The organism is Alistipes sp. DJF_B185, assembly GCF_964250025.1.
In the GTDB taxonomy this organism is placed as follows: Bacteria; Bacteroidota; Bacteroidia; order Bacteroidales; family Rikenellaceae; genus Alistipes; species Alistipes finegoldii.
In genome coordinates this window covers 401,484-425,751 of the sequence record NZ_CAXUDY010000001.1, presented here as the reverse complement: position 1 = coordinate 425,751, position 24,268 = coordinate 401,484, and the positions used below count along the sequence as shown (strand labels likewise).

Sequence of the window (24,268 nt, the reverse complement as noted above, 5' to 3'; positions counted from 1 at the left end):
CGATATTTTTCTATTTCCTCTTGCCGAAGTCCATTTCGCCGAACAAATAGCCCGCCCCGCCGATGCGGTCGATCACGAACAGCACGTAACGGATATCCACGGCTATGTTGCGGCAGATCGTCTCGTCGAAGGCCACGTCGCTCATCGTCGAACGCCATGTGCGGTCGAAGTTCACGCCGACCAGCTCGCCCCGTGCGTTGAGGATCGGCGATCCGGAGTTGCCGCCCGTGGTGTGGTTCGTGGCGAGGAAGCAGACGGGCACCGTCGTGCGGCCGTCGATTTGCGTGGCCCAGCGTCCGTACTCCTTCGAGGCGTGGATGTCGCGCAGCACCTGCGGAATGTCGTAGTCGTAGATGTCGGGGTTGTCCTTGGCGATGATGCCGTCGATCGTGGTCCGGGGCTTGTGATACTCGCCGTCGGCGTATTCGTACCCCGCCACGTGTCCGTAAGCCACGCGCAGGGTCAGGTTGGCGTCGGGGAAGAACGCCCGCCCGGCATCCCACTCGCGCAGTCCCTTGATGTAGGCGGTGTAGAGCTCGTTGAGCCGAGCGCTGTTGAGGTTGCGCAGCGAGCGGGTGCCCAGCAGCCATTCGATATGGTCCTGCATCCGCTTGGCGCCTCTGGCCAGCGTATTGACCGCCGTGGTGTCGGAGCCTTCCCATACGTCGCTGAAAATCCGTTCGGCGAAGGCTTCGGGCGATCCTGCGGCCGCTGTGCCCGCGAGGAACTCCGGCGCCTGATACTGGACCGGACAGCGGCGCGCGTACTCGCCGAAGAGGTATTTGTAAAGGGCGCGCTCGGTCGCTTCGCGCTGTGCGAAGACCGCTTCGGCCCGCTCCGCGGCGGTGTAGCGCTTGGGCAGGGCGTCGAGGGTCTCGCGGGTGATCTCGCGTGCGAAGTAGGCGTCCGCGATGCGGGCGTATTCGGCCTTCAGGTCGGCCACGACGCTGCGGTATTCGGGTTTGTCCTGCGCCCACGCCGCGAAGTCCTCTTCGTAGGCGCGCTTCGAAGCCACCGTGCCCAGCCGGTTGATGCCCAGCACTTCGCCCTGCCATTTCTTCCATGCGTTGGCGATCGAGGCGTGTTTGGCGGCGTAGTGGATGCGCAGCGCCGGATCGCTCTGCTGCGCCGCCGAGATGATGTCGAGACGGCCCGTGCGGACGGCGATTTTCGCCGGGTCCGAACGCTCGGCGATGTAGGCCACGGCGTCGGAGAGAATGTACTCCTGCGTGTTGCCGGGGAAGCCGTAAATCATCGTGAAGTCGCCCTCTCCGACCCCCGCGGTCGAGATTTTGAAATGCCGCTTGGGTTTGTAGGGCACGTTGTCGGGCGAATAGGCCGCGGGTTTGTTGTCCCTGCCGGCATAGATGCGGAACAGCGAGAAGTCGCCCGTGTGGCGGGGCCATATCCAGTTGTCGGTGTCGCCGCCGAACTTGCCGATCGACGAGGGCGGGGCGGCCACCAGACGCACGTCGTCGAACTGCTCGTAGACGAACAGGAACTGCTGGTTGCCGTAATACATCTGCTCCACGGCGGCCTTGTAGCCCTTGCCTTCGGCCTCTGCCTTGCGGACGATCTCCTCCTGCGTCTGGCCTGCGGCCAGCCGGTCGGTCACCTCCTCCATGCGGACGAGGAATTTCACGTTGAGCTTCTCGTTGGGCAGCTCTTGGGCGCGCGACATGGCCCAGAATCCGTGGGTCAGGTAGTCGTGCTCGACGCTCGAATGCGACTGTATGGCGTCGTAACCGCAGTGGTGGTTGGTCAGCAGCAGTCCTTCGGCCGAGATCAGCTCGCCCGTGCAGCCGCCGTCGAACAGCACCACGGCGTCTTTCATCGAAGCCTTGTTGATCGAATAGATGTCTTCGGCCGTGAGCCGGAACCCTTTGGCGCGCATGTCGTCGATGCGCTGCGAAATCAGGCTTGGGAGCCACATGCCCTCGTCGGCCGAGGCCGCGAGTGCGAAAAGCGAACAGATGAGGGTAAGCAGTGTGCGTTTCATTATTGCAGAAATTTTTCCAATTCGACGTAAACTTTCTGGATCGGCAGTCCCATGACGTTGTAGAACGAACCGTTGATCTTCTCGATGGCGGCATAGCCGATCCACTCCTGAATGCCGTAGGACCCCGCCTTGTCGTAGGGGGCGAAGGTGTCGAGGTAGTAGCCGATCTCCTCCTCCGAGAGGGGCCGGAACCAGACGCCGCTTTCGGCCGAGAAGGTGTGCATGCGGCCGGCGGTGCGCAGCGTCACGCCCGAAACGACCGTGTGTCGGCGTCCCGAAAGGCGGCGGAGCATCTGCGCGGCCTGCCCGCGGTCGCAGGGCTTGCCCAGCACCTCGCCGTCGGAGATCACCACCGTGTCGGCCGTCAGCAGAATGTCGTTCGCTCCGAGCGGTGCGGGGTAGGCCTCGCTTTTGAGCCGCGAGAGGAACAGCGGCACCTCTTCGGCGGGCAGGGAGTCGGGGTAAATCTCCTCGCACTCGTATTTCGGAGCCGGTTCGTAGGGCAGGCCGCAGCCCGTCATCAGCTCCCTCCGCCGCGGCGACTGCGACGCCAGCAGCAGGCGGTAGGGTTCGAGTTTATCTTTCAGCAGCATGGTCTTGTTTTTAGGGTCTTATTATTTAATGTTATATGCGGTTTTTGCCGTATCGCCTCCCGGCCGCCGCCTTTGGCGGCGTTTGCAAATCCGGTCCGCCCCGTAAGGGCTTCCTGCCGCCGTGCGGCGAAACCGGCGATGCGGAGCGTCGGAACGAAGGGCGCATAATCGTCTTTTTATCGGTGCGGAGTCTGTCTCCGCGCTGTCAGCGTATGTCGAAACTCAGCAGTTCGCGCCCTTCGAGCACGGCCCGCAGGTTGTCGCCGGGGCTGACCGGTCCCACGCCGGCCGGGGTTCCGGTGTAGATCAAATCGCCCATGCGCAAGGTCATGTACCGCGACACGGCGGCGATGATGCGGTCCACCGTAAAGAGCATCTGCCGCGTGTCGCCCGTCTGGCGGGTCTGGCCGTTCACCTCCAGCGTGAAGCGCAGCTTCTGCACGTCGCCGCCCAGCTCCTGCAAAGATACGAATTCCGGCGAAATCGCCGCCGAGCGGTCGAACGCCTTGCTGCGTTCCCACGGCAGACCTTCGGCGGCGGCCTGCCGCTGCAGGTCGCGGGCCGTGAAGTCGATGCCCAGCCCCACCTCCTTGTAATAACGGTGTGCGAAACGCTCGGCGATGCTCTTTCCCACGCGGTCGATGCGCACCACCAGCTCGCACTCGTAATGCACCTCCTGCGAAAAGGCGGGAATGTAGAACGGGTCGTTGTTGCGCAGCAGCGCCGTGTCGGGTTTCAGGAACCAGATCGGCTCCGGGGAATACTCCCCGCAGCCCGGCCGGTTCCGTTCCGGCAGAGTCTCCGCTCCGTCCCCGGCTTGCGACGACGGTTCTGCCGTGCATCCCGTATTGCCCCCGTCCAGCCAAGACTGTGCTGCCGTGCATCCCGTGGCGTTCCTGTTTAGCCGGGGCTGTTCTGCCGTGCACTCCGTGGCACTGCCGATTTGTCTCAGTCCTGACGGATACTCCGCTCCGCCCCCGGCTTGCCGAGACCGTTCGGCCGGGTCTTCCGCCCCGCCCCTTATCAGGTGGTTCAGCTCCTCGGCGTGTGCGGCGTAATTGCGTCCTATGCAGATGATTTTCATGGTTTCACGTTACTGTTTGTTGTGATCGTACCGCTGCGCCCGGACCAGCATCCAGACGACGTAGACCGGAAGGTAAATTACATAGACGACCGGCAGGGCATCCTGCTGGCCTGTCAGGTTCAGGACTACTGCAAGTAAAACCCATAACGCCCCGATAATCACCAGATGCCGCCGCATGAACGACGACAGCCCTGCGATATCGACGTTTTTCTTCTTCTCCGCAGGCATGGTGTTGTAGCCCGCAATCAGCATCGGAAACCGCTTGACCAGCAGTCCGACGACGATCAGGAATACGCCGGTGAGGATGTGTATGAAAATTTCGTCCATAACTTCAGGTTATTGTACTTCGGCCGCATGCAGCTCTGCGACCATCCGGGCGGCGAATCGGTCGCTGGCGCCGGGACCTCCGATAACTTTGCGTAATTCGCCGAAGTCGGAGAGCATCTTTTCGCGCTTCGCGCCGCCTGCGACAATGGCCCGCAGTTCGCGTTCGGCGCGCGTGATGTCGAGGTCCGACTGGATGATCTCCGGGACCGCCTCGCGGCCGAGGTTGAGGTTTACGAGCGACACCCAGGGGACGTTCAGTACGTAAGGCTGCAGTTTAACCTGAAACCATAATGTCCTGTAAACCACCACTTCGGGGATGCCGAGCAGCGCCGTTTCGAGCGTCGCCGTGCCGGAGGTCACCACGGCGGCTTCGGCCGCGGCGAGCGTTTCGTAGGTCTGGTCGCAGACGTAGCGGATGTCGCTGCCGGCCATGTACTGTTCGTAAAGCGCCCTGTCCAGCCACGACACGCCCGCGACGACGAACTGGTGGCCGGGGAACTTCTTCGAAAGGTCGGCCATCAGCGGCAGGTTGTCGCGGATCTCGCCCCGGCGGCTGCCGGCCAAGAGGGCGACGATCGGCCGCCCGTCCAATCCGTTGCGGCGGCGGAATTCGTCGGGCGAGGGGAGCGCGGCGCGTTTCGCCTCGATGGCGTCCACGAGCGGGTTGCCCTCGAAAATCGGTTCGATGCCGTGCCGGGGGAAGTAGCTGCGTTCGAAGGGGAAGATGATGAAGAGCCGGTCCACGTATTTGCGGATCGCCTTCACCCTCCATTCGCGCCACGCCCAGACCTTGGGGGCGATGTAATAGAAGGTGCGGATGCCGTGCTCCTTGGCCCAGCGGGCCATCTTCATGTTGAAGCCGGGGTAGTCCACCAGAATCAGCACGTCGGGGGCGAACGCCGCCACGTCGGCCTGACATTCGAGCATCTGCCGCTTGATCGTCCGCAGGTTTTTGAGGACCTGCACGATGCCGAAAAACGAGGTTTCGCGGTAGTGTTTCGCCAGATTCGCCGCGCCGCCCGCGGCGGCCATGCGGTCGCCGCCCCAGAAGCGGAACTGCGCTTCGGGATCGGCCTTGCGAAGCCCTTCGATCAGGTTTGCGCCGTGCAGGTCGCCCGAAGGCTCGCCGGCGATGAGGTAGTATTTCATGCCTTTGCGGTTTGTTGCGGTTACTCTTCGTTCAGCAGGTCGGGGCGGAGCTGCCGGGTGCGCTGGTAGGACTGTTCCTCCTGCCAGCGGGCGATCTGGGCGAAGTTGCCCGAAAGCAGGACGTCGGGGACCCGCCAGCCGCGGAATTCGGCGGGGCGGGTGTAGACCGGAGGCGCCAGCAGGTTGTCCTGAAAGCTGTCCGTGAGGGCCGAGGCTTCGTCGCCGATGGCGCCCGGAATGATGCGCACGACCGAGTCGGCGATGATGCAGGCCGCCAGCTCGCCGCCCGTCAGCACGTAGTCGCCGATCGAGATTTCGCGCGTGACGAGGTGTTCGCGGATGCGGTGGTCGATGCCCTTGTAGTGGCCGCAGAGGATGATGATGTTGTCGAGCGTCGAGAGCCGGTTGGCTTCGTGCTGGTCGTAGCGGACGCCGTCGGGCGAGGTGTAGATGATCTCGTCGTAGTGCCGCTCGGACTGGAGTTTCTCGACCAGTTCGAAGACCGGTTCGCACTTGAGGACCATGCCCGCTTCGCCGCCGAAGGGGTAGTCGTCGGTGGTCTTGCGGCGGTCGTGGGCGTAGTCGTGGAGGTTATGGACGACGATCTGGACCAGACCCTTCTCCTGCGCGCGGTGCAGGATGGATTCGTTGAGCGGGGAGGTCAGCAGTTCGGGGACGACTGTCAGGATGTCGATGCGCATGTTTCTGAATTGAAAAATTGAAATTACTGCGGGCGGAAGATGATGTCCTTGACGCTTGCGGCGGTCAGGGGGATTTCCCGTCCGTGTTCGAGGGTGAAGGCCTTGTAGCCCAGCGCCGTGAAGAGTTCGACGATGCGGGGGCGGTTGCCGCCGCCCGTCTCGACGAGCGCCGTGGGGCGGAAGCGTTCGAGCAGCGGGCGCAGCTCGGTCAGCACCACGACTTCGTAGCCTTCGATGTCGCATTTGACGAAGTCGAGGCGTTCGAGTCCGGCGAAGAGTTCGCTGCCCCGGCGCATCTGGGCCGAGAACTGCGCGGCGGCGACCGCGCCGCTGTCGTTGACGAAGTTCTGTCCCGTGCCGAAGTAGCCCGTTTCGCGCGCCGAGTCGTTGGCCATCGTGATCGGTTTGTTCTCGGTGCCCAGCGCGTAGGGGAGTATCTCGACGTTGCGGCAGCGGCGGAGGTTGCGGCGCAGGACGGCGAGGATCGGGGGAACCGGCTCCACGGCGTAGACCCTGCCCGCCGGGCCGGTCAGCCGGGAGAGCGTGCGGGCGTAGTAGCCGAGGTTGGCGCCGATGTCGACGGCCGTGTCGCCCGCGCGGACGAGCTGCGGCAGGTGGTAGACGTATTCGGTGGCGGGGGCGTAACGCCCGATGCCGAGCCGCTGCCAGAAAAAGAACAGGCGGCTCACGGCGCGCAGGTAGCCTTCGAGCGGCAGGGTTCGGTAGAGGATTTTATGGATCAGTGTCTTCACGTTTCCGGAGGTTTGCGGAGCGGATTTTCCCGGACGGCATCCGCTGCGGTGTCGAGGCGGAGCCTCAGTTCTTGTAGTTCACTTCTTGGTTGAGGACCTCGACGACGAAGGGGTTGTAGAGCATTTCGTGGCCGATGGTCGATTCGGGGCCGTGGCCGGGGTAGACGCGGACCTCTTCGCCCAGCGGGATCAGGGAGTCGAGGATCGAGCGCATGATCCACGAATAGTCGCCGCCCGGCAGGTCGGTGCGGCCGATCGACTCGCGGAAGAGCGTGTCGCCCGTGAAGAGCGATTTGGATTCGGGGTCGAACAGCGCCACATGGCCGGGGGTGTGGCCGGGGGTATGGATCACGCGCATGACGGTATGGCCGAAGCGGATTTCGGGCGTCGTGTCGAGGTCGAGGTCCGCCGCGGGCATCTCGCCGACGGGAACGCCGAAGATGCTGCCGCTGGTCGAGGCGTTGTCCAGCAGGAACTGGTCCTTGGACGAGAGCGCGAAGGGGATGCCGTAGCGTTTCTTGAGGTGCGCCACGCCCAGCGTATGGTCGAAATGGCCGTGGGTGTTGACCGCCAGAACGGGTTTGAGTCCGTGCTGGGCGATGAAGTTGTCGAGTGCGGCGTCTTCGCGCGGATTGCTGTTGCCGGCGTCGATGACGACGGCTTCGGAGGTGTCGTCCCAGACGACGTAGGTGTTTTCCTGTATCGGGTTGAATTGCAGGCAGGCTATTTTCATAATTCGGTCGTTTTTCGGAATCGTAATGTATTTGTGCAAAGACTGTGCAGACCGGACGGGCCGGGCCGCATCGTCTCCGGGCGGATGTTTATCATGGGCAAATATAGCGTTTTTTACCGGATTTTACCTATCTTTATGACCCGAATAAACTTACTCGACATGAAACGACTCGTCGCTTTGATTTTCGCGCTGGCCGTGTGCGGCGCGGGAGCCGCGGCCCGGCCGGGTGCCTACAGGACCGTGAAAAACATCGCCTACCGCGACGCCGGGGGCGACCGGAACATCGACACGATGTGCCGGCTGGACCTCTATTATCCGGCGGATAAGGAAGGCTTCTCGACCGTCATATGGTATCACGGCGGCGGCCTGACGGGCGGGCGGCGCGATATCCCCGAAGCGTTGAAGGAGAAGGGATTCGCCGTGGTGGGCGTGGAGTACCGGCTCTCGCCGCACGTGAAGGTGGCCGACTGCGTGGACGATGCGGCCGCGTCGGCGGCGTGGGTGGTGAAGCATATCGCCGAGTACGGCGGCGATCCGCGGCGGATTTTCGTGGCGGGCCACTCGGCGGGCGGTTACCTGACCTCAATGATCGGGCTGGACAAGCGCTGGCTCGAACCCTACGGCATCGACCCCGACACGACCTTCGCGGCGCTGATTCCCTACAGCGGGCAGGTGGTGACCCACTTCGCGCGCCGCCGCGAGATGGGGATTCCCGACACGCAGGTGGTGGTGGACGACATGGCGCCGCTCAATTACGTGCGGCCCGACTGCCGACCGATCCTGATCCTTTCGGGTGACAGGGAGCGGGAGATGCTGGGCCGCTACGAGGAGAACGCCTACTTCTGGCGCATGATGCGCGTGGCGGGGCATCCCGACGTGCGGATTTACGAGTTCGACGGCTTCGACCACGGCAACATGCCGCAGGCTGGGCACTTTGCGGCGGTGCGCTATATCCGCGAGATGGAGCGGAAAATGGAGCGGTAGTTGTGTAGAATCGGAGCTATGAAAATAAACGGATATGCGCTTTTGCAGGCCGCGGCAGCCTTGTGCGCCGCGCTTGCGCTGACGGGGTGTTCGCTGCTGAAGGTCGCCGTGGCTACGGGCGACCCCCTGTCGAAAGAGGAGATGAACGTGCGGACGATGACCCGTGGATTCTATTACGACATGGCCGCAGAGGTGGCGCGCACGGCCGATTCGATCGCCCAAGCGGCGCCGGATATGGCTACGCGGGTCGCCGCGGTGCGGTGGAAGATACATGCCACGCGGGCGGGAGTCTCGGCCGCCATGCAGGGGATTCCCGACGTGGCGCTGGCCGACATGTGGATACTCTGCCGGCGGATGAACGAACGCTTTGCGGCGACGCCCGATTCGCTGCTGTTCGGGGCGCAGAGCGGCATGGCGCGCGATGCGGCGGCGCGGCTCGACCGCCGGGCCGCGCGGCTGGCGCGGCAGGTGTTGGCGGAGGAGCGTTACGGGCTGATGGAGCGTTTTGTCGCGCAATATGTGCGGGACAATCCCTCCGACGAGGGGATGGAGGCTTCGAATACGACCCTTGCGTGGATCGAGTTCCTGCGCGAGAACGGCGTAGAGCACGCCTATGCGACGGGTTCGATCGCCGAAGTGCTGGCCGACGTGAACGACCGCGTGAGCAGCCAGACGCAGCAGCTGGCCAGCAGTGTCGGCTGGTCGAAGGACATTCTCGAAATGCAGCTGCAGCAGGACAGCCTGCGCATGGAGGTCGGGGCGCGCCTCGACTCGCTCGAACGCAGTTTCACGCGCATCGTCGTCGTGGCCGAGCATCTGCCCGAAATATCGGACCGGGTGCTGGACGAGCTGAACAAACAGGTGACGCAGCTGATATATACGATGAATTACAGCGTCGATAACGCCTTTGCCGATTTCGACCGCCAGCGCGACGAGCTGCAGCGGTATGTGACCGGAGAGCGGCAGGCGTTGGTCGAGCAGCTGCGGCAGACGGCCGGCGAGGTGGTGCGGACGACGCTCGACGCGGTGCCGGGGCTGGTGGGCAAGGTGTTGCTGTACGTGGTGTTGGCGCTCGCGGTGCTGATCGGGGGACCCTTTGCGCTGGGGTTCTGGCTGGGCGGCGTGAGGGCGAGGGCCGGAGCGAAGAGAAAGGAGTAGGCGGCGGCCCCGACCGGGCTGCGGGTGTCTGAAACGGAACGGGTGCGGCGGCCAGATCGCCGTGTCGGCGGAGGTGAAGGACGAGGGCGGCGCTTCGGCAAAATGCAAGTGAACTTGCTTTTGCCCTCAGCTTGCACTATCTTTACAGAACATAGGCGGCGGCTCGGCAATGTCCAAATAAATTTGGCATTGCTCTCGCCTTGCACTATCTTTGCCGCAAATTGGAAGACGATGGCTCGCAAAAAGGCAAATTATCCCCTCATCGAGGGGCTTGAAATAACGACGCTCGCCGCCGAAGGCAAGGCGATGGGACGCTGGAACGACGTGGTGGTGTTCGTGCCGCTGACCGTTCCGGGCGACGTGGTGGATGTGCAGATACGCTCCAAGCGCCGCAGGTTCATGGAGGGATTCGTGGTCCGCTACGTCAGAAAATCGCCGCTGCGCGCGGAGGCCTTCTGCGCCCATTTCGGGGTTTGCGGGGGCTGCAAGTGGCAGAACCTGCCCTACGAGGAGCAGCTGCGCTTCAAGACCGAGCAGGTGCGCGACCAGCTGACGCGCATCGGCAAGATCGCACTGCCGCAGATCGCGCCCTGTCTGGGGTCGGAGCAGACCCGGTTTTACCGCAACAAACTCGAATTCACCTTCGCCGACCGCCGCTGGCTGACGCGCGAAGAGGTGGAGAGCGGGACGGACTTCGATGCCGCGCCCGCGCTCGGATTCCATATTCCCAACATGTTCGACAAGGTGCTGGACATCGACAAGTGCTGGCTCCAGCCCGATCCGTCGAATGACATCCGCACCGAGACCAGACGCTTCTGCATCGAAAACGGCTACACGTTCCACAACGCCCGCGAACACCGGGGGCTGATGCGCAACATGATCGTCCGCACGGCTTCGACGGGCGAGGTGATGGTGATCGTGGTGTTCGGCGAGGACGACCGGGAGCGGATCGCCGCGCTGCTGGACCATCTGGCGGCGAATTTCCCGCAGATCACGTCGCTGTTCTACATCGTCAACACCAAGTTCAACGATTCGGTCGGGGACCTCGATCCGGTTTGCTACAAGGGCAAGGACCATATCGTCGAAGAGATGGAGGGGCTGCGGTTCAAGGTGGGGCCGAAGTCGTTTTACCAGACCAATTCGGCGCAGGCGTACGAGCTTTACAAGGTGGCGCGGGAGTTCGCGGACCTCAAACCGGAGGACGTGCTTTACGACCTCTACACCGGGACGGGGACCATCGCCAATTTCTGCGCCGCGCGGTGCCGCCGGGTGGTGGGCGTGGAGTATGTGCCCGAAGCGATCGCCGATGCGAAGGTCAATTCGCAGATCAACGGCATCGGGAATACGGTTTTCTATGCGGGCGACATGAAGCAGGTGCTGAGCGACGGGTTCGTCGCCGCCAACGGCCGTCCCGACGTGATCATCCTCGATCCGCCGCGTGCGGGCGTGGACGAGCCGGTGATCGGGGTGATCCTGCGCGCCGCGCCCCGGCGGATCGTCTACGTGAGCTGCAATCCCGCCACGCAGGCCCGCGACTTGGCGCTGCTCGACGCCGATTACCGCGTCGAGGCGGTACAGCCCGTGGACATGTTCCCCCACACGCACCATGTGGAAAATGTCGTGAAACTCGTACGGCGATGAGACTGGACGGTTTCGGGATATTCGTCGAGCGGATGCCGACCATGGTCCGCTTCTACCGCGACGTGCTGGGATTCGAGATCCGCGAGGATGAAAACGCCTCGAACGTCTATCTGGAAAAGGACGGAACGCTGTTCCTGCTCTACCGCAGGGCGGATTTCGAGAAGATGACCGGCCGCAGGTTCGGCTATGCCGGCCCGGTGAACGGGCATTACGAGATCGCCCTGTGCGTCGAAAACCATGCGGCGGTCGATGCGGCCTTCCGCGAGGTCGTCGCCAAAGGCGCCCGGCCCGTCATGGAACCCACAACCGAACCGTGGGGCCAGCGCACCTGCTACGTGGCCGACCCCGAAGGCAACCTGATCGAAATAGGGTCGTTCAAGGCATGATTCCGGAGAGGGGATGCAGTATTTCGGATTTTTGGCGTTTTATTTGCAAGACAGTTACCTAAAAAACGGAAAATATGAAAAAACTGATTTTAATGGCGGCGGTGGCGCTGATGGCGCTTCCCGCGGCGGCACAGATGCAGGAGGCTTTCCCCAGCTATATTCAGGTGAACGGACGCGCCGAGAAGGAGATCACGCCCGACGAGTTCTACCTCTCGATCGTCATCAACGAGCGCGATTCGAAGGGCAAGATTTCGGTCGAGAGCCAGCAGCGCGACATGATCGCGGCCCTCAAGCGGCTGGGCGTGAACGTCGAGAAGCAGTTGAAGGTGGCCAACCTTTCGAGCGAGTTCTTCAAGAAGAACACTTCGGTGGCGACGGCCAAGTACCAGCTTCAGCTGGGATCGTCGGCCGAGGTGGCCAAGGTGTGGCAGGCGCTCGACGGACTCGGAATCTCGAACGTTTCGATCCTGAAGGTGTCGCACTCGAAGATCGACGAGTATAAGGAGCAGGTGCGCGTCGAAGCGATGCAGAACGCCAAGCAGAGCGCCCAGACGCTGGCCGGGGCGATCGGGCAGAATGTCGGCAAGTGCTTCTACATTTACGATTCGAACAACAACGTGATGCCGGTGCTGTATGACAACATGGCCGTGATGCGCAGTGCGAAGGCCGGGTATGGCGAAGAGGCCGCGGCGGACGAACCGCTCGACTTCAAGACCATCAAGCTGCAGTACAACGTGCAGGCGAAATTCGTGCTGGAGTAGCTCTCCGGCGGCATATGCGAAGAGGATGTCCCGCGAAGGGCGTCCTCTTCGTCGTCTCAGGGTGTCGCGGACGGAGGTTGTCGCGCTTCGGGTTCCGGATTCGCGGACGGAGTGCGGAGGAAGGCCGGGCGTGGTCGCGGACGAAGCCCGCCGGGTGCGAAAAACGGCGCCGGATGGTGCGGATTCCGAAAAATTATACTATCTTTGTTTACTTTGCCCCTTAAAAAAGGAGGAGTTATGGAAAAACAGTTTAGTTTCAACTACGAGCATTATGCGGCTCTTGCCGAGCTGTCCGATGCGGACCGTGAGCTGGTTCGGGAGGCCGAACGGGCCACGGCGAACGCCAATGCGCCCTATTCGAAGTTCCGGGTGGGGGCGGCTGCGCGGCTGCGCAGCGGGAAAATCCTCTACGGAAGCAATTTCGAGAGCGAGGTCTATCCCGCGGGGCTTTGCGCCGAGCGGACGCTGATGTTCTATGCGCAGGCCAATTATGCCGACGATCCGATCGAGACGCTGGCGATCGCTTCCGATCCCTCGGAGCGCGAATGCTATCCCTGCGGCCAGTGCCGTCAGGTGATGGTGGACGTCGAACGCCGTCAGGGCGCGCCCATGCGGGTGATTATGAGCGGCGGCGGCACGGCGACGGCCGTCGATTCGGCGGCGCTGCTGCTGCCCTTCACGTTCGTGCTCTGACCCGCAGCGAGCATGTCCGAGATACCGGCTTCGGCGGCGCGGCCCGCCGACGGCGGGGAAACGTTGCGTTGAAGTACAGGCCGCTTTTAGAAATACCCGAAAAATGTTCACTCCCGAAGATATCCTCTACGAAGACAATCATCTGCTGATCGTCAATAAACGCTGCGGCGATCTGGTGCAGCCCGATCCGTCGGGCGAAAGCGCGCTCGAAGACCAGATAAAAGCCTTTGTCAAACGCCGCGACGCCAAGCCCGGCGACGTGTTCCTCGGCGTGGTGCACCGCATCGACCGTCCGGTGAGCGGCGCGGTGCTGTTCGCCAAGACCTCGAAGGCCCTGACGCGGCTCAACGAGATGATCCGCGAGGGCCGCATCCGCAAGGTCTACTGGGCCTTGACCGAACGGACGCCCGACCCCGAAAGCGGCGAACTGCGCCATTACATCCTGCGCGACGCCCGCACCAACCGCTCGCGGGCCTGCGACGGGCCGAAGCCCGGCGCCAAGGAGGCGCGCCTGCGTTACGAAACGCTGGGGGCGGGGACCAACTATACGCTCGTCGAGGTGGAGCTGCTGACGGGGCGTCACCATCAGATCCGCGCCCAGTTGTCGAAGATCGGGTGTCCGATCCGCGGCGACCTGAAATACGGCGCGCGGCGTTCGCTGCCCGGCGGCGGCATCTCGCTCCATTCGCGGCGGGTCGAGTTCGAACACCCCGTGCGCCGGGAGCCCGTGAGCGTCACGGCTCCCGCGCCTGCGGACGACAACCTGTGGGCTTATTTCGAAACCCGTTGATTTACCGGAAAATATGCGATTGTTGATTCAGCGTGTGAAGAACGCTTCCGTCAGCGTCGGCGGCGTCGAGCTGTCCCGGATCGGGCAGGGCCTGCTGGTGCTGGTCGGCGTGGGCGTGGAGGACACGGACGAAGATATGGAGTATCTGGCGGGCAAGCTGGTCCGTCTGCGGATTTTCGACGACGAGCAGGGGGTGATGAACCTCGACGTGCGGCAGGTCGGCGGCGAGGTGCTGGTGGTGAGCCAGTTCACGCTGCAGGCTTCGACCCGCAAGGGTAACCGCCCGTCGTACGTCAGGGCGGCGCCCGAAGCCGTCTCGCGCCCGATGTACGAGCGTTTTACGGCCCGCGTGGCCGAGCTGCTGGGCCGGGAGGTGCCGACGGGGGAGTTCGGCGCCGACATGCAGGTGGCGCTGGTGAACGACGGTCCGGTGACCATCTGGATAGATTCCAAAATGAGGGATTGTTAACCGAAAAATAGAAGATGAAAAGATTATTGACAGTTTTGCTGGCAGGTATTTCCGCAGGTTTCGCCTCCTGCGGAGACGACGGCGCGGAGAAGGGGGACACATGGTTCCTGAAACCCGAAGCGGTGGTTTCGGGAACGACGGCGGAGATCTCCTGCCGCACGAAATTCGCCGACGGCGTGCTGACCGAGAGCGGCGCGGGGTTCGTATACACGCGGATCGGAGCCGCGGACGGCTATTTCGACGCCGAGCCGGTGGAGGTGAGCGGGAATGCGCTTTCGTGCCGTCTGAGCGACCTCGAACCCGAAACCGACTACTTGGTGTACGCTTATCTGGAGCTGGGCGGCGCAGGGCGCATGCAGAGCGAATCGGTCTCCTTCCGGACCGGGAAGGGAAGCGATCCGGGGAATGCGCCGGCATTCGGACAGCCCGCCTATTCGGAGGTGACCTCCTCTTCGGCGGTGGTGAGCTGTACGTTCTCCTATCAGGGCGCGGAGCCTGTTTCCGAGGTCTATTTCCTCTACGGGACGGGCGGCGTTTCGAAACGCGAAGCCGTGAGTGCGCAGCCCGGCGCGAAGAGCGTCCGGCTTTCGGGGCTGGACGCTTCGACGGACTATACGTTCCGTTTGTGCGTCGCTGCGGGCGGAAAGACCTATGAGAGCGGAGAGGCGGCCTTTACGACCGATGCGGGCGACGGGCCCGGACCCGGTCCGAATCCGGGGCTGACGAAGTTTTCGGGCTGGCCCGAACTGCCCGTCGAGGTGAAGAACGGCGATTACCATTACGCCTACCATACGATCAGCGACTTCAAGGTCGGAAACTACAACGCCCGCAACTACACGGTATGTTACAGCGCCGAGAATCACGGTCCCGTATGGGTGGCCGCGCCGCTGCACAACTGTTATGTGACCAAAAGCGGGAACCGCAGCTACAGTCAGGACCCGGATGTTCCGGCGGGCATACAGCCGGCGTCGAAGTCCCTCGCCGATCCCTACAACAAGGGCCACATGCTGGGCAACCGCGAACGTTCGAGAACGGCCGTCATGCGCAGGCAGGTCTGCTATTACACCAATATCGCGCCCCAGCACAGCGGGACGTTCAATACGGGAGGCGGCGCGTGGAACAACCTCGAAGACCTGATAGACACCTATTGGGATTCGACCGAGAGTGCCAATGTGGGCGATACGCTCTATGTGGTCGTCGGGGCTTACTACAAGACGTGGACCGATTCGTACGGCAATACGGCTTCGCCCAAGAAGGCCGCCTTCGGCGGTCAGCAGGCGGGCGTTCCGACCATGTTCTACTACGCCATGCTGCGGACGAGGAACGCCAAGTCCGGCAAATCGGTGCTGCGCTGTTCGCGCGAGGAGCTGCAGTGCGCGGCCTTTGTGATGAGCCATGCCATGCAGAAGGGGCACAAACCCTCGCGCAGCGATATGCGCAGCGTCGCGGAAGTCGAGCGGCTGAGCGGGTTCCAGTTCTTTACCAACGTGCCCAATGCGCCCAAGGATACCTATAACCCTTCGGACTGGGGATTGTAGCGATGTATGCGTGGGGCGATAACAGGCGGTTCAACTCCTATTCGGGGTATTTTCGCCGCATGTTCGGCTGCCGCGTGCAGAAACTGTCGGTGGACGCCGGGTTCACGTGTCCCAACCGGGACGGAACGATAAGCGGGGGAGGATGTACGTTCTGCAACAACGGGGCGTTCACTCCCTCGTACTGCATGCCGGTCAAGGGGGTGCGGCGGCAGATCGAGGAGGGGATCGAGTTCCACCGCAGGCGTTACCGCACGGCGTCGAAGTATCTGGTCTACTTCCAGTCGTTTTCGAACACCTATGCGCCGCTGGAGCGGCTGAAGGAGGTGTACGGCGAGGCGCTGGCGCATCCCGACGTGGCGGGCATCGTCGTCGGCACGCGGCCCGACTGCGTGGACGCCGAAAAGCTGGACTATTTCGCGGAGCTGGCGCGCGGGAGGTACGTGGCCGTCGAGTACGGCATCGAATCGACCCGCGACGAGACGCTGCGGGCGGTGAACCGCGGGCATGACTTCGCCTGCGCGCGCCGCGCCGTGGAGATGACCGCCGCGCGGGGACTGCACGTCGGGGCGCACTTTATCCTCGGACTGCCGGGCGAGACGGACGCGATGCTGCTGGAGCAGGTCGCGGCGATCAATTCGCTGCCGCTCACGACGCTGAAATTCCATCAGCTGCAGCTCTTCCGCGGCACGGCGATGGCCGGCGAATACGACGCCGACCCCGGCCGCTTCCGCTTCTGGGAGATCGGCGAGTACATCGACCTTTTTGTCGAGGTGCTGCGCCGCCTGCGGCCCGATCTGGTCGTCGAACGGTTCGCGAGCGAGGCGCCGCCCCGCTACCATTACGGCCGCAACTGGGGGCTGGTGCGCAACGAACAGCTGCTGGCGATGCTCGAAAAAAGATTGGAGGAACGAAATGCGTATCAAGGCGAAATTTTTGTACCTTTACAGTCGCTGCGATAGGTTCGAACTTGCTTTTGCCCTCAGTTTGCACTATCTTTGCCTTTGCAATTGCTAATATTTCCGTACCGAAATGAAACCCATCATTAAGGAGCTGATGCTGAAGCCCGTCAAGGAGTATTTCCTGATGACGGTCGGCATGATCATGTACTCTTTCGCGTGGATCGGCTGCATCCTGCCCGCCAAAGGCGTCGGCGGAGGGGCCGCGGGTCTGTCGCTCGTGTTGTGCCATGCCGTCGAGGAGTGGCTCGGCGTCTCGATTCAGATCGGTACGATGGTATTCATCATCAACGGAATACTGCTGCTGATCGCGGGATTCATCATCGGCTGGAACTTCGGCGTGAAGACCGTCTACTGCGTCGTGGTGATCTCGCTGGGGATGAACTTCTGGCAGTCGGTGCTGCCGGAGGGCGACTTCCTCCACCTCGAACGTATCCTGTCGGTGATCCTCGGCGGCATACTGGCCGGCATGGGCGTGGCGATGTGCTTCGCGCAGGGCGGCTCGACGGGCGGCACGGACATCGCCGCGATGATCATCAACAAGTACCGCACGATCAGCTACGGCAAGATCGTCATCTACTCGGATTTCGTCATCATCGGATCGTCGATGCTCGTGGGATTCCATATCGACACGGTGATCTACGGCTATGTGATGACGGCGGTCTTCGGCTATACGGTCGATATGATCATGGCCGGGAACCAGCAGTCGAGTCAGGTCTTCATCGTGACGCACGACTATGAGAAGATGGCGGAGGCCATCGTCGAGAATATCCACCGCGGCGTGACGCTCATCGACTCGCAGGGGTGGTACACCAAGAAGCAGTCGAAAATCGTCATGGTGGTATGCCGCAAGCGCGAGACCGCGATGATCCTGAAATTCGTCAAGACGATCGATCCCGACGCCTTTATGACCGTGGGATCGGTGATGGGCGTTTACGGCAAGGGATTTCAGGCGCTCAACAAACTCTGATGCCCCTCTATGCCGACATAGTACTGCCGCTGGCGCAGCCCGCCTATACGTTCGCCGTGCCCGAAGGGATGCACGTGGCGGAGGGGACGGCGGTAGCCGTGCAGTTCGGACCCCGCAAATTCTATACGGGCGTCGTTTGGCGGGTGCATGACCGCCGTCCGCCGTTCAGGACAATCAAATCCATACAGCGCGTGCTGTACGACGCGCCCCTGCTCTCGGCGCAGCAAAAGGCGCTCTGGGAGTGGATCGCCGCGTACTACATGTGTTCGGCGGGCGAGGTGATGCGCGTGGCGCTGCCGTCGCTGATGAAGCCTTCGGGCGATACCGAGGAGGAGTTCGCCGAAGACGAGTTCCGCCCCCGCACGGAGTGCTACGTGGCGCTGGCGCGGGAGCTGCACGACGAAGGGCGCCTGCACGAGGTCTTCGAGAAGCTTGGACGGCGCGCGCCCAAGCAGTACGAAGCCCTGCTGGAGATCGCGTCGGCGGGGGACGAGACCCGGATTTCGACGGGCGAGGTGGCCCGCCGCCTGCTGCGGGCCGACTATGCCGTGCTGCATGCGCTGGAGCGCAAGGGGCATATTGTCTGCACGGAGCGCGAACGCACCGTCGAGCGGGGCGGCTCGGCGTTCCGGCTGCCCGAACTGACCGCGCCGCAGCGCGAAGCGCTCGGTTCGCTGCGGGAGCAGTTCGCCGAAAAGCCTGCGGCGCTGCTGCACGGCGTGACGGGGTCGGGGAAGACCGAAATTTACATACACCTGATCGCCGAAACGCTGGCGCGGGGCGGCGACGTGCTGCTGCTCGTGCCCGAAATCGCCCTGACGGCGCAGCTGATCGGGCGCATGGAGCGCATCTTCGGCAGCCGCGTGACCCCCTATCATTCGAAACTTACGAACCGCCGCCGCACGGAGACCTACCTGCGGCTGAACCGTTCCCAAGGGGGCGAGTTCGTCGTCGGCGTGCGGTCGTCGATATTTCTGCCGCTCAGGCATCTGCAGCTGATAATCGTGGACGAGGAGCACGACGCCAGCTACAAGCAGGCCGATCCCGCGCCCCGCTACAACGCCCGCGACTGCGCCGTGGTGATGGCCCGCCTGTGGGGCGGCCGCACGCTGCTGGGAAGCGCCACGCCGTCGCTCGAAACGTGGCTCAACGCCGAGGGCGGGAAGTACGGCCGCGCCGTGCTGGCGGAGCGTTACGGCGACGCCCGCCCGCCCGAAATATTCGTTTCGGATACGATCCGCGCCGCCAAGCGCGGCGAGCGGCATGCGCATTTCAACAAACTGCTGCTGGACAAGATGGAGGAGACGCTCGGACGGGGCGGGCAGGTGATGCTGTTTCAGAACCGCCGCGGATTCTCGCCCTACGTCGAGTGTTCTCAGTGCGGGTGGACGGCCCGCTGTCCTCACTGCAACGTGACGCTGACCTACCACAAGGGAGGCGCCAGACTCGTCTGCCACTACTGCGGCTACACGGCCCCGGTGCCGGCGAAGTGCCCTTCGTGCGAGGTGACGGAGGTGCTGCCGCGGGGATTCGGCACGGAGAAGGTCGAGGAGGAGATCGCCCGGCTCTTCCCCGAAGCCCGCGTCGCCCGGCTGGACCGTGACAGCGTGACTTCCGAGCGGGCGTTCAACGCCATAATCTCCGATTTCGAAGCCCGCAAGACCGATATTCTGGTCGGGACGCAGATGATTACGAAGGGATTCGACTTCGGCGGCGTGTCGCTGGTGGGGATTCTCAATGCCGACAACCTGCTGAACAACCCCGATTTCAGGGCTGCGGAGCGGGCCTTTCAGCTCATGCTGCAGGTCGCCGGACGCGCCGGACGCCGCTCGGACGGCGGCGAGGTGGTGATTCAGACCTCCGAGCCGGGGCATCCCGTGATCCGGCAGGTCGTGGCGGGCGATTTCGCCGGGATGGCCCGCATGCAGCTCTCCGAACGCGAAGCGTTCTTCTATCCGCCCTATGCGCGGCTGACATCGCTGACGCTGCGCCACCGCGACGTCGCGCTGCTGCGCCGCGGCGTCACGGAGCTGGCGGCGCGCCTGCGCGTCAGGTTCGGCCGCCGCGTGCTGGGGCCGATGACGCCCCCGGTGGACCGCATCCGCGGCGAGTATCTCGCGGGGCTGCTGCTCAAGATCGAAAGCGGCGCTTCGTCGGCCAAGGCCCGCTCACTGCTGGCCGCCGAGCTGAAGGCGTTCGCCGAAAATCCCGAATTCAAAACGATAACCGTCGTCTGCAATGTCGATCCTCAGTGACCTGCTGAGCGACGTCGCGGCGCTCTTTTTTCCGCCGCGCTGCCCCGTCTGCGGCGTCCCGCTCGCGCAGGGCGAACGCACGGTGTGCACGCTGTGCCGCACGACGGCGCCCCTGACGGGGTTCTGGCTTGAGGCGGACAATCCCCTGCTGGCGAAGTGCCGGGACATGCTGCCCGTCGAGCGGGCTTCGGGTTTTCTCTACTACATTCACGGAAGCGGGTGGCGGGAGCTGATCCGCGGATTCAAATACCGCGGAGCGTGGCGCACGGCCCGCGCGATGGGCGAGTGGTACGGACGCTGTCTGAAGGAGAGCGGGCTGTACGACGGGGTGGAAGTGGTCGTGCCCCTGCCGCTGCACCCCGTCAAGCGGTGCAGGAGGGGGTATAACCAGTCGGAGTACATCGCCGAGGGGATCGCCTCGCAGTTGGGAGCGGAGGTAGACCGCCGGAGCGTCCGCCGCAAGCGCAATACGGAGAGTCAGGCCCTCAAGCCGCGGCGCGAGCGCGCCCGGAACGTGGACGAGGCTTTCGCGGTGCGCCGTCCCGAACGGCTCGAAGGGCGGCATGTACTGCTGGTGGACGACGTCTTCACGACGGGCAGCACGATGCTTTCGTGCGCCGGGGAGATGCTGCGCGCCGCACCCGGATGCCGGATCAGCATCGCGGCGCTCGCCGTCTCGCGGCGGGAGCTGGGGGTGAGGGAGTGATCGGAAATTAAAAATTCTTTTTCAACAGGCGTTATCCCCTGCTGCGGGGACTGTTTGCGGGAGAATCGTGTTATCAACACGATTTTCGACAACAACTTTGCCGCGGCCGTTTTGTTTTCTCCGCCCGAATCGCTATTTTTGGGCTCTGAACGAAAGCATAAATCATGGCTAAAGATTATAACCCCTCCCAACGCAACAGGGAGGCATTCGAGGCGCTGACCGACACCGCCGGCAACGTGCCCCCGCAGGCGGTCGAACTGGAGGAAGCCGTGCTCGGCGCGCTGATGCTGGAAAAGGACAGCATCATCGCCGTGCAGGAGTACGTCACGCCCGACGCTTTTTACACCGAGGAGCACCGCACGATCTACCGCGCGATCGAGGAGCTTTCGATGGAGCTCAAACCGATCGACCTCTATACCGTCACCGAGCGGCTCAAGGCCAAGAAGGAGCTGAAGAAGGTGGGCGGTGCGTCGTATCTGGCGCAGTTGACGCAGAAGGTCGGCTCGGCCGCCAATGTCGAATTCCACGCCAAGATCATCGCCCAAAAGTACGTGCAGCGCGAGCTGATCCGCTCGGCGACCGAGATTCAGAAGCGGTCGTACGACGAATCGACCGACGTGACGGAGCTGATCGGATATGCCGAGGGCGAGATATTCAAGGTGGCCGAAGGACACGTCAAGCGGTCGGTGCAGGCGTCGAAGGATATTCTGGCCCGCGCGCTGATGCAGATCGAGGAGGCGTCGAAGAATACGAGCGCCTTCAACGGCGTGCCGTCGGGCTTCATGGCCATCGACCGCGTGACGCTGGGCTGGCAGCTCTCGGACCTGATCATCATCGCCGCACGCCCTTCGATGGGCAAGACGGCGTTCGTGCTCTCGATGGCCCGCAACATGGCGGTCGATCACGAGCAGGGCGTGGCGTTCTTCTCGCTCGAAATGTCCGCCGTACAGCTGATGATGCGTTTGATTATCGCTGAGACGGGACTGAGCGGAAACGACGTCAAGTCGGGCCGTCTGACGCCCGAACAGTGGCGGCATCTGGAATCGGCGACCAAGCCGCTGGGCAGTGCGCCGCTCTATATCGACGACACGCCGGCGCTTTCGGTCTTCGAATTCCGCTCGAAGGCCCGCCGTCTGAAGATACACCACGACATCAAGATCATCATCATCGACTACCTGCAGCTGATGACCGGCAATCAGGATTCGAAAGGAAACCGCGAGCAGGAGGTGGCCTTTATTTCGCGTACGCTCAAGGCGATCGCCAAGGAGCTGAACGTGCCGATGATCGCGCTGTCGCAGCTGAGCCGCGCCACCGAAATGCGCGGCGGCTCGAAGCGTCCCCAGCTCTCGGACCTCCGCGAGTCGGGCGCCATCGAGCAGGACGCCGACATCGTGGCCTTCATCCACCGTCCGGAGTATTACGGCATCAATCAGGACGAGAACGGCATGCCGACGGCGGGTATGGCCGAGATCATCCTCGCCAAGCACCGTAACGGCGCCGTGTGCGACGTCAACCTGCGCTTCCTCAAGGAGCAGGCGCGTTTCGCCGACGTGGATGACACGATGCTGCCGCCGTCGCAGGCGGCTGACAGCCAGCAGGCCTACGACGACTATGCCAGCGGTTCGAACGCCGTGCCGGGAGCCGGAATCGGCGGCGGACTGGGCGCGGGAATCGGCGGCGGGGAGTTCGACCCCAATCCGCCCGCGCTGAACGACGAGGCGCCGTTTTAGAAGAGCCGGTTTAGAGGGGCGCTGCGGCTGATGTGGCCGGCGAAGTCGGTGCGGCTGAGGCGGTCGGTGCAGGCGATGCAGGCAGTGCGGTCAGTGCGGACGACTGTGGAAGAGGCCGGTAACAGAATGGTTAATTGATAATATTTTTTTGATAGATGTTTGTCCGGACCTATGCAGGAGCGATCGTGGGGATCGATGCCGCGGCGGTGACCGTCGAGGTCAATATCGCCGGCGGCGGACTGGGAATGTACCTCGTGGGGCTGCCGGACAGCGCCGTGAAGGAGAGCGAGCAGCGCATACGTGCGGCGTTCGAGAACTCCGGGGAGCGGATGTCGGGCCGCAAGGTGGTCGTGAGTCTGGCTCCGGCCGACCTGCGCAAGGAGGGCGCGTCGTTCGACCTGCCGATCGCCGTCGGGATTCTCGCGGCGATGTCGCGAGTGGATGCCGAAACGCTTGCCGGGACGATGTTCGCCGGGGAGCTGTCGCTGGACGGGACGCTGAAACCCGTGCGGGGCGTGCTGCCGATGGCGGTGCGCGCGCGGGAAGAGGGATTGCGGCGGCTGGTGCTGCCGGCGGCGAACGCCGCGGAGGCGGCCGTGGTCGAAGGCGTCGAGGTGATCGGGGCCGGAAGCCTGAAGGAGGTGATCGGACTGCTGAACGGCGAACGGGAGATGACGCCGGCGGTGCCTGCGGACGGGGAGCCGTTCGGGGCGGAGTCGGGCCGTTATGAAGAGGATTTTGCCGATGTGAAGGGCCAGACGCATGTGAAGCGTGCGCTGGAGATAGCCGCCGCGGGCGGTCACAACGTGCTGATGATCGGGGCGCCGGGTTCGGGCAAGACGATGCTGGCCCGCAGGATGCCGACCATCCTGCCGCCGCTGTCGCGCGAAGAGGCGCTGGAGACCACCAAGATACACTCCGTGGCCGGGAATATGGCGGCGGGCGGTCTGCTGGCGCGGCGGCCTTTCAGGGCGCCGCACCATACGATTTCGCAGGCGGCGCTGATCGGCGGGGGACAGTCGCCGCGGCCCGGCGAGGTGTCGCTGGCCCACAACGGGGTGCTGTTCCTCGACGAGCTGCCCGAATTCGGGCGCAGCGTGCTGGAGGTGCTGCGGCAGCCGCTGGAGGAGAAGAGGGTGACCGTCTCGCGGGCGAAATACAGTGTGGAATATCCCGCCAACTTTACGCTGGTGGCGGCGATGAACCCCTGTCCGTGCGGCTATTACAACCATCCGGCGAAGGAGTGCGTATGTTCGCCGGGGGCGGTGCACCGCTATATGAGCCGGATTTCGGGACCGCTGATGGACCGGATCGACCTGCATGTGGAGGTGACGCCCGTGCCGGCGGCCGAACTTTCGGCGGCGGCGCCCGGCGAGCCGAGCGCCGCGGTCCGCGAGCGGGTCGTGCGGGCGCGGGAGGTGCAGGCGGCGCGTTTCGCGGGGACGGAGGGCGTGCATACCAACGCCATGATGAACGCGGCGATGCTGCGCGAATACTGTCGGCCGGACGCCGCTTCGGCGGCGCTGCTGGAGCGGGCCATGGAGCGGCTGTCGCTCTCGGCGCGGGCTTACGACCGCATTCTGAAAGTGGCCCGCACGATCGCCGATCTGGCGGGGCGCGAAACCATAGCGGCGGCCGATGTGGCCGAAGCGATCAACTACCGCTCGCTGGACCGGGGAAACTGGGGGCGGTAAAAGGAGGACGAAAGGGCGGCGAACGGAAAGAATTCGTAATTTTGCAGGCGGCTTGCCTTGGAATGTTGTCCGGGGCGGAAGTCTGCACCCCGGTTTTCAGATCGCCGGGTCTTAGGATCGCCGGGTTTCCGGACCGCCGGGGACGGCTCTCGGATTGGCGGGCCGCCGGGTTAGCAGGCTGTCGGGGCTTCGGGCCGGG

23 protein-coding genes are annotated in these 24,268 nt (G+C 63.6%); 15 read left to right on the top strand and 8 right to left on the bottom strand.

Annotated elements, in window-relative coordinates:
* Positions 1 to 10: 10 nt before the first annotated feature.
* The 8 genes from ACESTR_RS02060 to ACESTR_RS02025 form a co-directional block, all read right to left on the bottom strand.
* A complete protein-coding gene (locus ACESTR_RS02060) occupies positions 11 to 1,999 on the bottom strand; it encodes a S46 family peptidase (protein WP_302297105.1) in 1,989 nt (662 codons plus the stop codon).
* A complete protein-coding gene (locus ACESTR_RS02055) occupies positions 1,999 to 2,592 on the bottom strand; it encodes a Maf family nucleotide pyrophosphatase (protein ID WP_195291177.1) in 594 nt (197 codons plus the stop codon). Before ACESTR_RS02055 ends, ACESTR_RS02060 begins: the two co-directional genes overlap by 1 nt.
* A gap of 205 nt (positions 2,593 to 2,797) precedes the next feature.
* Positions 2,798 to 3,388, bottom strand: coding sequence for a fumarylacetoacetate hydrolase family protein (locus tag ACESTR_RS02050; RefSeq protein ID WP_244989974.1), 591 nt, complete (start codon positions 3,386 to 3,388; stop codon positions 2,798 to 2,800).
* A 297-nt stretch (positions 3,389 to 3,685) separates the two neighbouring features.
* Positions 3,686 to 4,003: a DUF3784 domain-containing protein gene (locus tag ACESTR_RS02045; protein ID WP_009597592.1), complete on the bottom strand. Its 318-nt coding sequence runs from the start codon at positions 4,001 to 4,003 to the stop codon at positions 3,686 to 3,688.
* Positions 4,004 to 4,012: 9 nt separating this feature from the next.
* Positions 4,013 to 5,152 (bottom strand): lipid-A-disaccharide synthase, encoded by a 1,140-nt coding sequence (gene lpxB, locus ACESTR_RS02040; protein WP_373178729.1) that lies wholly within the window; start codon positions 5,150 to 5,152, stop codon positions 4,013 to 4,015.
* 20 nt (positions 5,153 to 5,172) lie between these two features.
* Complete coding sequence (trmD, locus tag ACESTR_RS02035; protein ID WP_237958529.1) at positions 5,173 to 5,853, bottom strand: tRNA (guanosine(37)-N1)-methyltransferase TrmD; 681 nt, start codon at positions 5,851 to 5,853, stop codon at positions 5,173 to 5,175.
* Positions 5,854 to 5,876: 23 nt separating this feature from the next.
* Positions 5,877 to 6,605, bottom strand: coding sequence for an FkbM family methyltransferase (locus ACESTR_RS02030; protein WP_302575484.1), 729 nt, complete (start codon positions 6,603 to 6,605; stop codon positions 5,877 to 5,879).
* A 64-nt stretch (positions 6,606 to 6,669) separates the two neighbouring features.
* Entirely contained in the window at positions 6,670 to 7,338 is a 669-nt protein-coding gene (locus ACESTR_RS02025; RefSeq protein ID WP_014775442.1) for an MBL fold metallo-hydrolase, read from the bottom strand.
* 159 nt (positions 7,339 to 7,497) lie between these two features.
* On the opposite strand from ACESTR_RS02025, the gene ACESTR_RS02020 reads away from it, so the two are divergent.
* The 15 genes from ACESTR_RS02020 (at position 7,498) to ACESTR_RS01950 (ending at position 24,069) form a co-directional block, all read left to right on the top strand.
* Entirely contained in the window at positions 7,498 to 8,322 is an 825-nt protein-coding gene (locus ACESTR_RS02020) for an alpha/beta hydrolase (protein WP_014775443.1), read from the top strand.
* An 18-nt stretch (positions 8,323 to 8,340) separates the two neighbouring features.
* The gene (locus ACESTR_RS02015; protein WP_279182447.1) at positions 8,341 to 9,480 is read left to right on the top strand and encodes a hypothetical protein; all 1,140 of its coding nucleotides are present in this window, start codon (positions 8,341 to 8,343) and stop codon (positions 9,478 to 9,480) included.
* A 231-nt stretch (positions 9,481 to 9,711) separates the two neighbouring features.
* Positions 9,712 to 11,121 carry a 23S rRNA (uracil(1939)-C(5))-methyltransferase RlmD gene (gene rlmD / locus ACESTR_RS02010; protein WP_042493438.1) on the top strand — a complete coding sequence of 470 codons (1,410 nt, stop codon included), beginning with the start codon at positions 9,712 to 9,714 and terminating at the stop codon, positions 11,119 to 11,121.
* Positions 11,118 to 11,507: a VOC family protein gene (locus ACESTR_RS02005; RefSeq protein WP_022044381.1), complete on the top strand. Its 390-nt coding sequence runs from the start codon at positions 11,118 to 11,120 to the stop codon at positions 11,505 to 11,507. The genes rlmD and ACESTR_RS02005 overlap by 4 nt, the downstream gene beginning before the upstream one ends.
* 74 nt (positions 11,508 to 11,581) lie before the next feature.
* The gene (locus tag ACESTR_RS02000; protein ID WP_009597685.1) at positions 11,582 to 12,268 is read left to right on the top strand and encodes an SIMPL domain-containing protein; all 687 of its coding nucleotides are present in this window, start codon (positions 11,582 to 11,584) and stop codon (positions 12,266 to 12,268) included.
* Between the two features lie 237 nt (positions 12,269 to 12,505).
* Positions 12,506 to 12,961: a cytidine deaminase gene (locus ACESTR_RS01995; RefSeq protein WP_279063073.1), complete on the top strand. Its 456-nt coding sequence runs from the start codon at positions 12,506 to 12,508 to the stop codon at positions 12,959 to 12,961.
* A gap of 103 nt (positions 12,962 to 13,064) precedes the next feature.
* On the top strand, positions 13,065 to 13,751 hold the full coding sequence (locus ACESTR_RS01990; RefSeq protein WP_009597604.1) for an RluA family pseudouridine synthase: 687 nt from the start codon (positions 13,065 to 13,067) through the stop codon (positions 13,749 to 13,751).
* 13 nt (positions 13,752 to 13,764) lie between these two features.
* The gene (dtd, locus tag ACESTR_RS01985; RefSeq protein WP_195291195.1) at positions 13,765 to 14,220 is read left to right on the top strand and encodes a D-aminoacyl-tRNA deacylase; all 456 of its coding nucleotides are present in this window, start codon (positions 13,765 to 13,767) and stop codon (positions 14,218 to 14,220) included.
* Positions 14,221 to 14,234: 14 nt separating this feature from the next.
* Positions 14,235 to 15,758, top strand: a complete 1,524-nt coding sequence (locus tag ACESTR_RS01980; RefSeq protein WP_009597579.1) for a DNA/RNA non-specific endonuclease — start codon at positions 14,235 to 14,237, stop codon at positions 15,756 to 15,758.
* Positions 15,759 to 15,760: 2 nt separating this feature from the next.
* The gene (locus ACESTR_RS01975; RefSeq protein ID WP_279066326.1) at positions 15,761 to 16,717 is read left to right on the top strand and encodes a TIGR01212 family radical SAM protein; all 957 of its coding nucleotides are present in this window, start codon (positions 15,761 to 15,763) and stop codon (positions 16,715 to 16,717) included.
* Between the two features lie 70 nt (positions 16,718 to 16,787).
* On the top strand, positions 16,788 to 17,684 hold the full coding sequence (locus ACESTR_RS01970) for a YitT family protein (protein ID WP_009597574.1): 897 nt from the start codon (positions 16,788 to 16,790) through the stop codon (positions 17,682 to 17,684).
* On the top strand, positions 17,684 to 19,939 hold the full coding sequence (gene priA, locus ACESTR_RS01965) for a primosomal protein N' (RefSeq protein ID WP_009597669.1): 2,256 nt from the start codon (positions 17,684 to 17,686) through the stop codon (positions 19,937 to 19,939). Before ACESTR_RS01970 ends, priA begins: the two co-directional genes overlap by 1 nt.
* Entirely contained in the window at positions 19,923 to 20,645 is a 723-nt protein-coding gene (locus tag ACESTR_RS01960) for a ComF family protein (protein WP_009597643.1), read from the top strand. The genes priA and ACESTR_RS01960 overlap by 17 nt, the downstream gene beginning before the upstream one ends.
* A 164-nt stretch (positions 20,646 to 20,809) precedes the next feature.
* Entirely contained in the window at positions 20,810 to 22,375 is a 1,566-nt protein-coding gene (gene dnaB, locus ACESTR_RS01955; protein WP_009597603.1) for a replicative DNA helicase, read from the top strand.
* Between the two features lie 155 nt (positions 22,376 to 22,530).
* A complete protein-coding gene (locus tag ACESTR_RS01950) occupies positions 22,531 to 24,069 on the top strand; it encodes a YifB family Mg chelatase-like AAA ATPase (protein ID WP_302576159.1) in 1,539 nt (512 codons plus the stop codon).
* The last annotated feature ends 199 nt before the right edge of the window (positions 24,070 to 24,268 follow it).

Coding starts and splice junctions, on each gene's coding strand:
- ACESTR_RS02060 (WP_302297105.1), bottom strand. CDS start 1,999: ATGAAACGCACACTGCTTACCCTCATCTGTTCGCTTTTCGCACTCGCG.
- ACESTR_RS02055 (WP_195291177.1), bottom strand. CDS start 2,592: ATGCTGCTGAAAGATAAACTCGAACCCTACCGCCTGCTGCTGGCGTCG.
- ACESTR_RS02045 (WP_009597592.1), bottom strand. CDS start 4,003: ATGGACGAAATTTTCATACACATCCTCACCGGCGTATTCCTGATCGTC.
- lpxB (WP_373178729.1), bottom strand. CDS start 5,152: ATGAAATACTACCTCATCGCCGGCGAGCCTTCGGGCGACCTGCACGGC.
- trmD (WP_237958529.1), bottom strand. CDS start 5,853: ATGCGCATCGACATCCTGACAGTCGTCCCCGAACTGCTGACCTCCCCG.
- ACESTR_RS02025 (WP_014775442.1), bottom strand. CDS start 7,338: ATGAAAATAGCCTGCCTGCAATTCAACCCGATACAGGAAAACACCTAC.
- ACESTR_RS02020 (WP_014775443.1), top strand. CDS start 7,498: ATGAAACGACTCGTCGCTTTGATTTTCGCGCTGGCCGTGTGCGGCGCG.
- ACESTR_RS02015 (WP_279182447.1), top strand. CDS start 8,341: ATGAAAATAAACGGATATGCGCTTTTGCAGGCCGCGGCAGCCTTGTGC.
- rlmD (WP_042493438.1), top strand. CDS start 9,712: ATGGCTCGCAAAAAGGCAAATTATCCCCTCATCGAGGGGCTTGAAATA.
- ACESTR_RS02005 (WP_022044381.1), top strand. CDS start 11,118: ATGAGACTGGACGGTTTCGGGATATTCGTCGAGCGGATGCCGACCATG.
- ACESTR_RS02000 (WP_009597685.1), top strand. CDS start 11,582: ATGAAAAAACTGATTTTAATGGCGGCGGTGGCGCTGATGGCGCTTCCC.
- ACESTR_RS01995 (WP_279063073.1), top strand. CDS start 12,506: ATGGAAAAACAGTTTAGTTTCAACTACGAGCATTATGCGGCTCTTGCC.
- ACESTR_RS01990 (WP_009597604.1), top strand. CDS start 13,065: ATGTTCACTCCCGAAGATATCCTCTACGAAGACAATCATCTGCTGATC.
- dtd (WP_195291195.1), top strand. CDS start 13,765: ATGCGATTGTTGATTCAGCGTGTGAAGAACGCTTCCGTCAGCGTCGGC.
- ACESTR_RS01980 (WP_009597579.1), top strand. CDS start 14,235: ATGAAAAGATTATTGACAGTTTTGCTGGCAGGTATTTCCGCAGGTTTC.
- ACESTR_RS01975 (WP_279066326.1), top strand. CDS start 15,761: ATGTATGCGTGGGGCGATAACAGGCGGTTCAACTCCTATTCGGGGTAT.
- ACESTR_RS01970 (WP_009597574.1), top strand. CDS start 16,788: ATGAAACCCATCATTAAGGAGCTGATGCTGAAGCCCGTCAAGGAGTAT.
- priA (WP_009597669.1), top strand. CDS start 17,684: ATGCCCCTCTATGCCGACATAGTACTGCCGCTGGCGCAGCCCGCCTAT.
- ACESTR_RS01960 (WP_009597643.1), top strand. CDS start 19,923: ATGTCGATCCTCAGTGACCTGCTGAGCGACGTCGCGGCGCTCTTTTTT.
- dnaB (WP_009597603.1), top strand. CDS start 20,810: ATGGCTAAAGATTATAACCCCTCCCAACGCAACAGGGAGGCATTCGAG.
- ACESTR_RS01950 (WP_302576159.1), top strand. CDS start 22,531: ATGTTTGTCCGGACCTATGCAGGAGCGATCGTGGGGATCGATGCCGCG.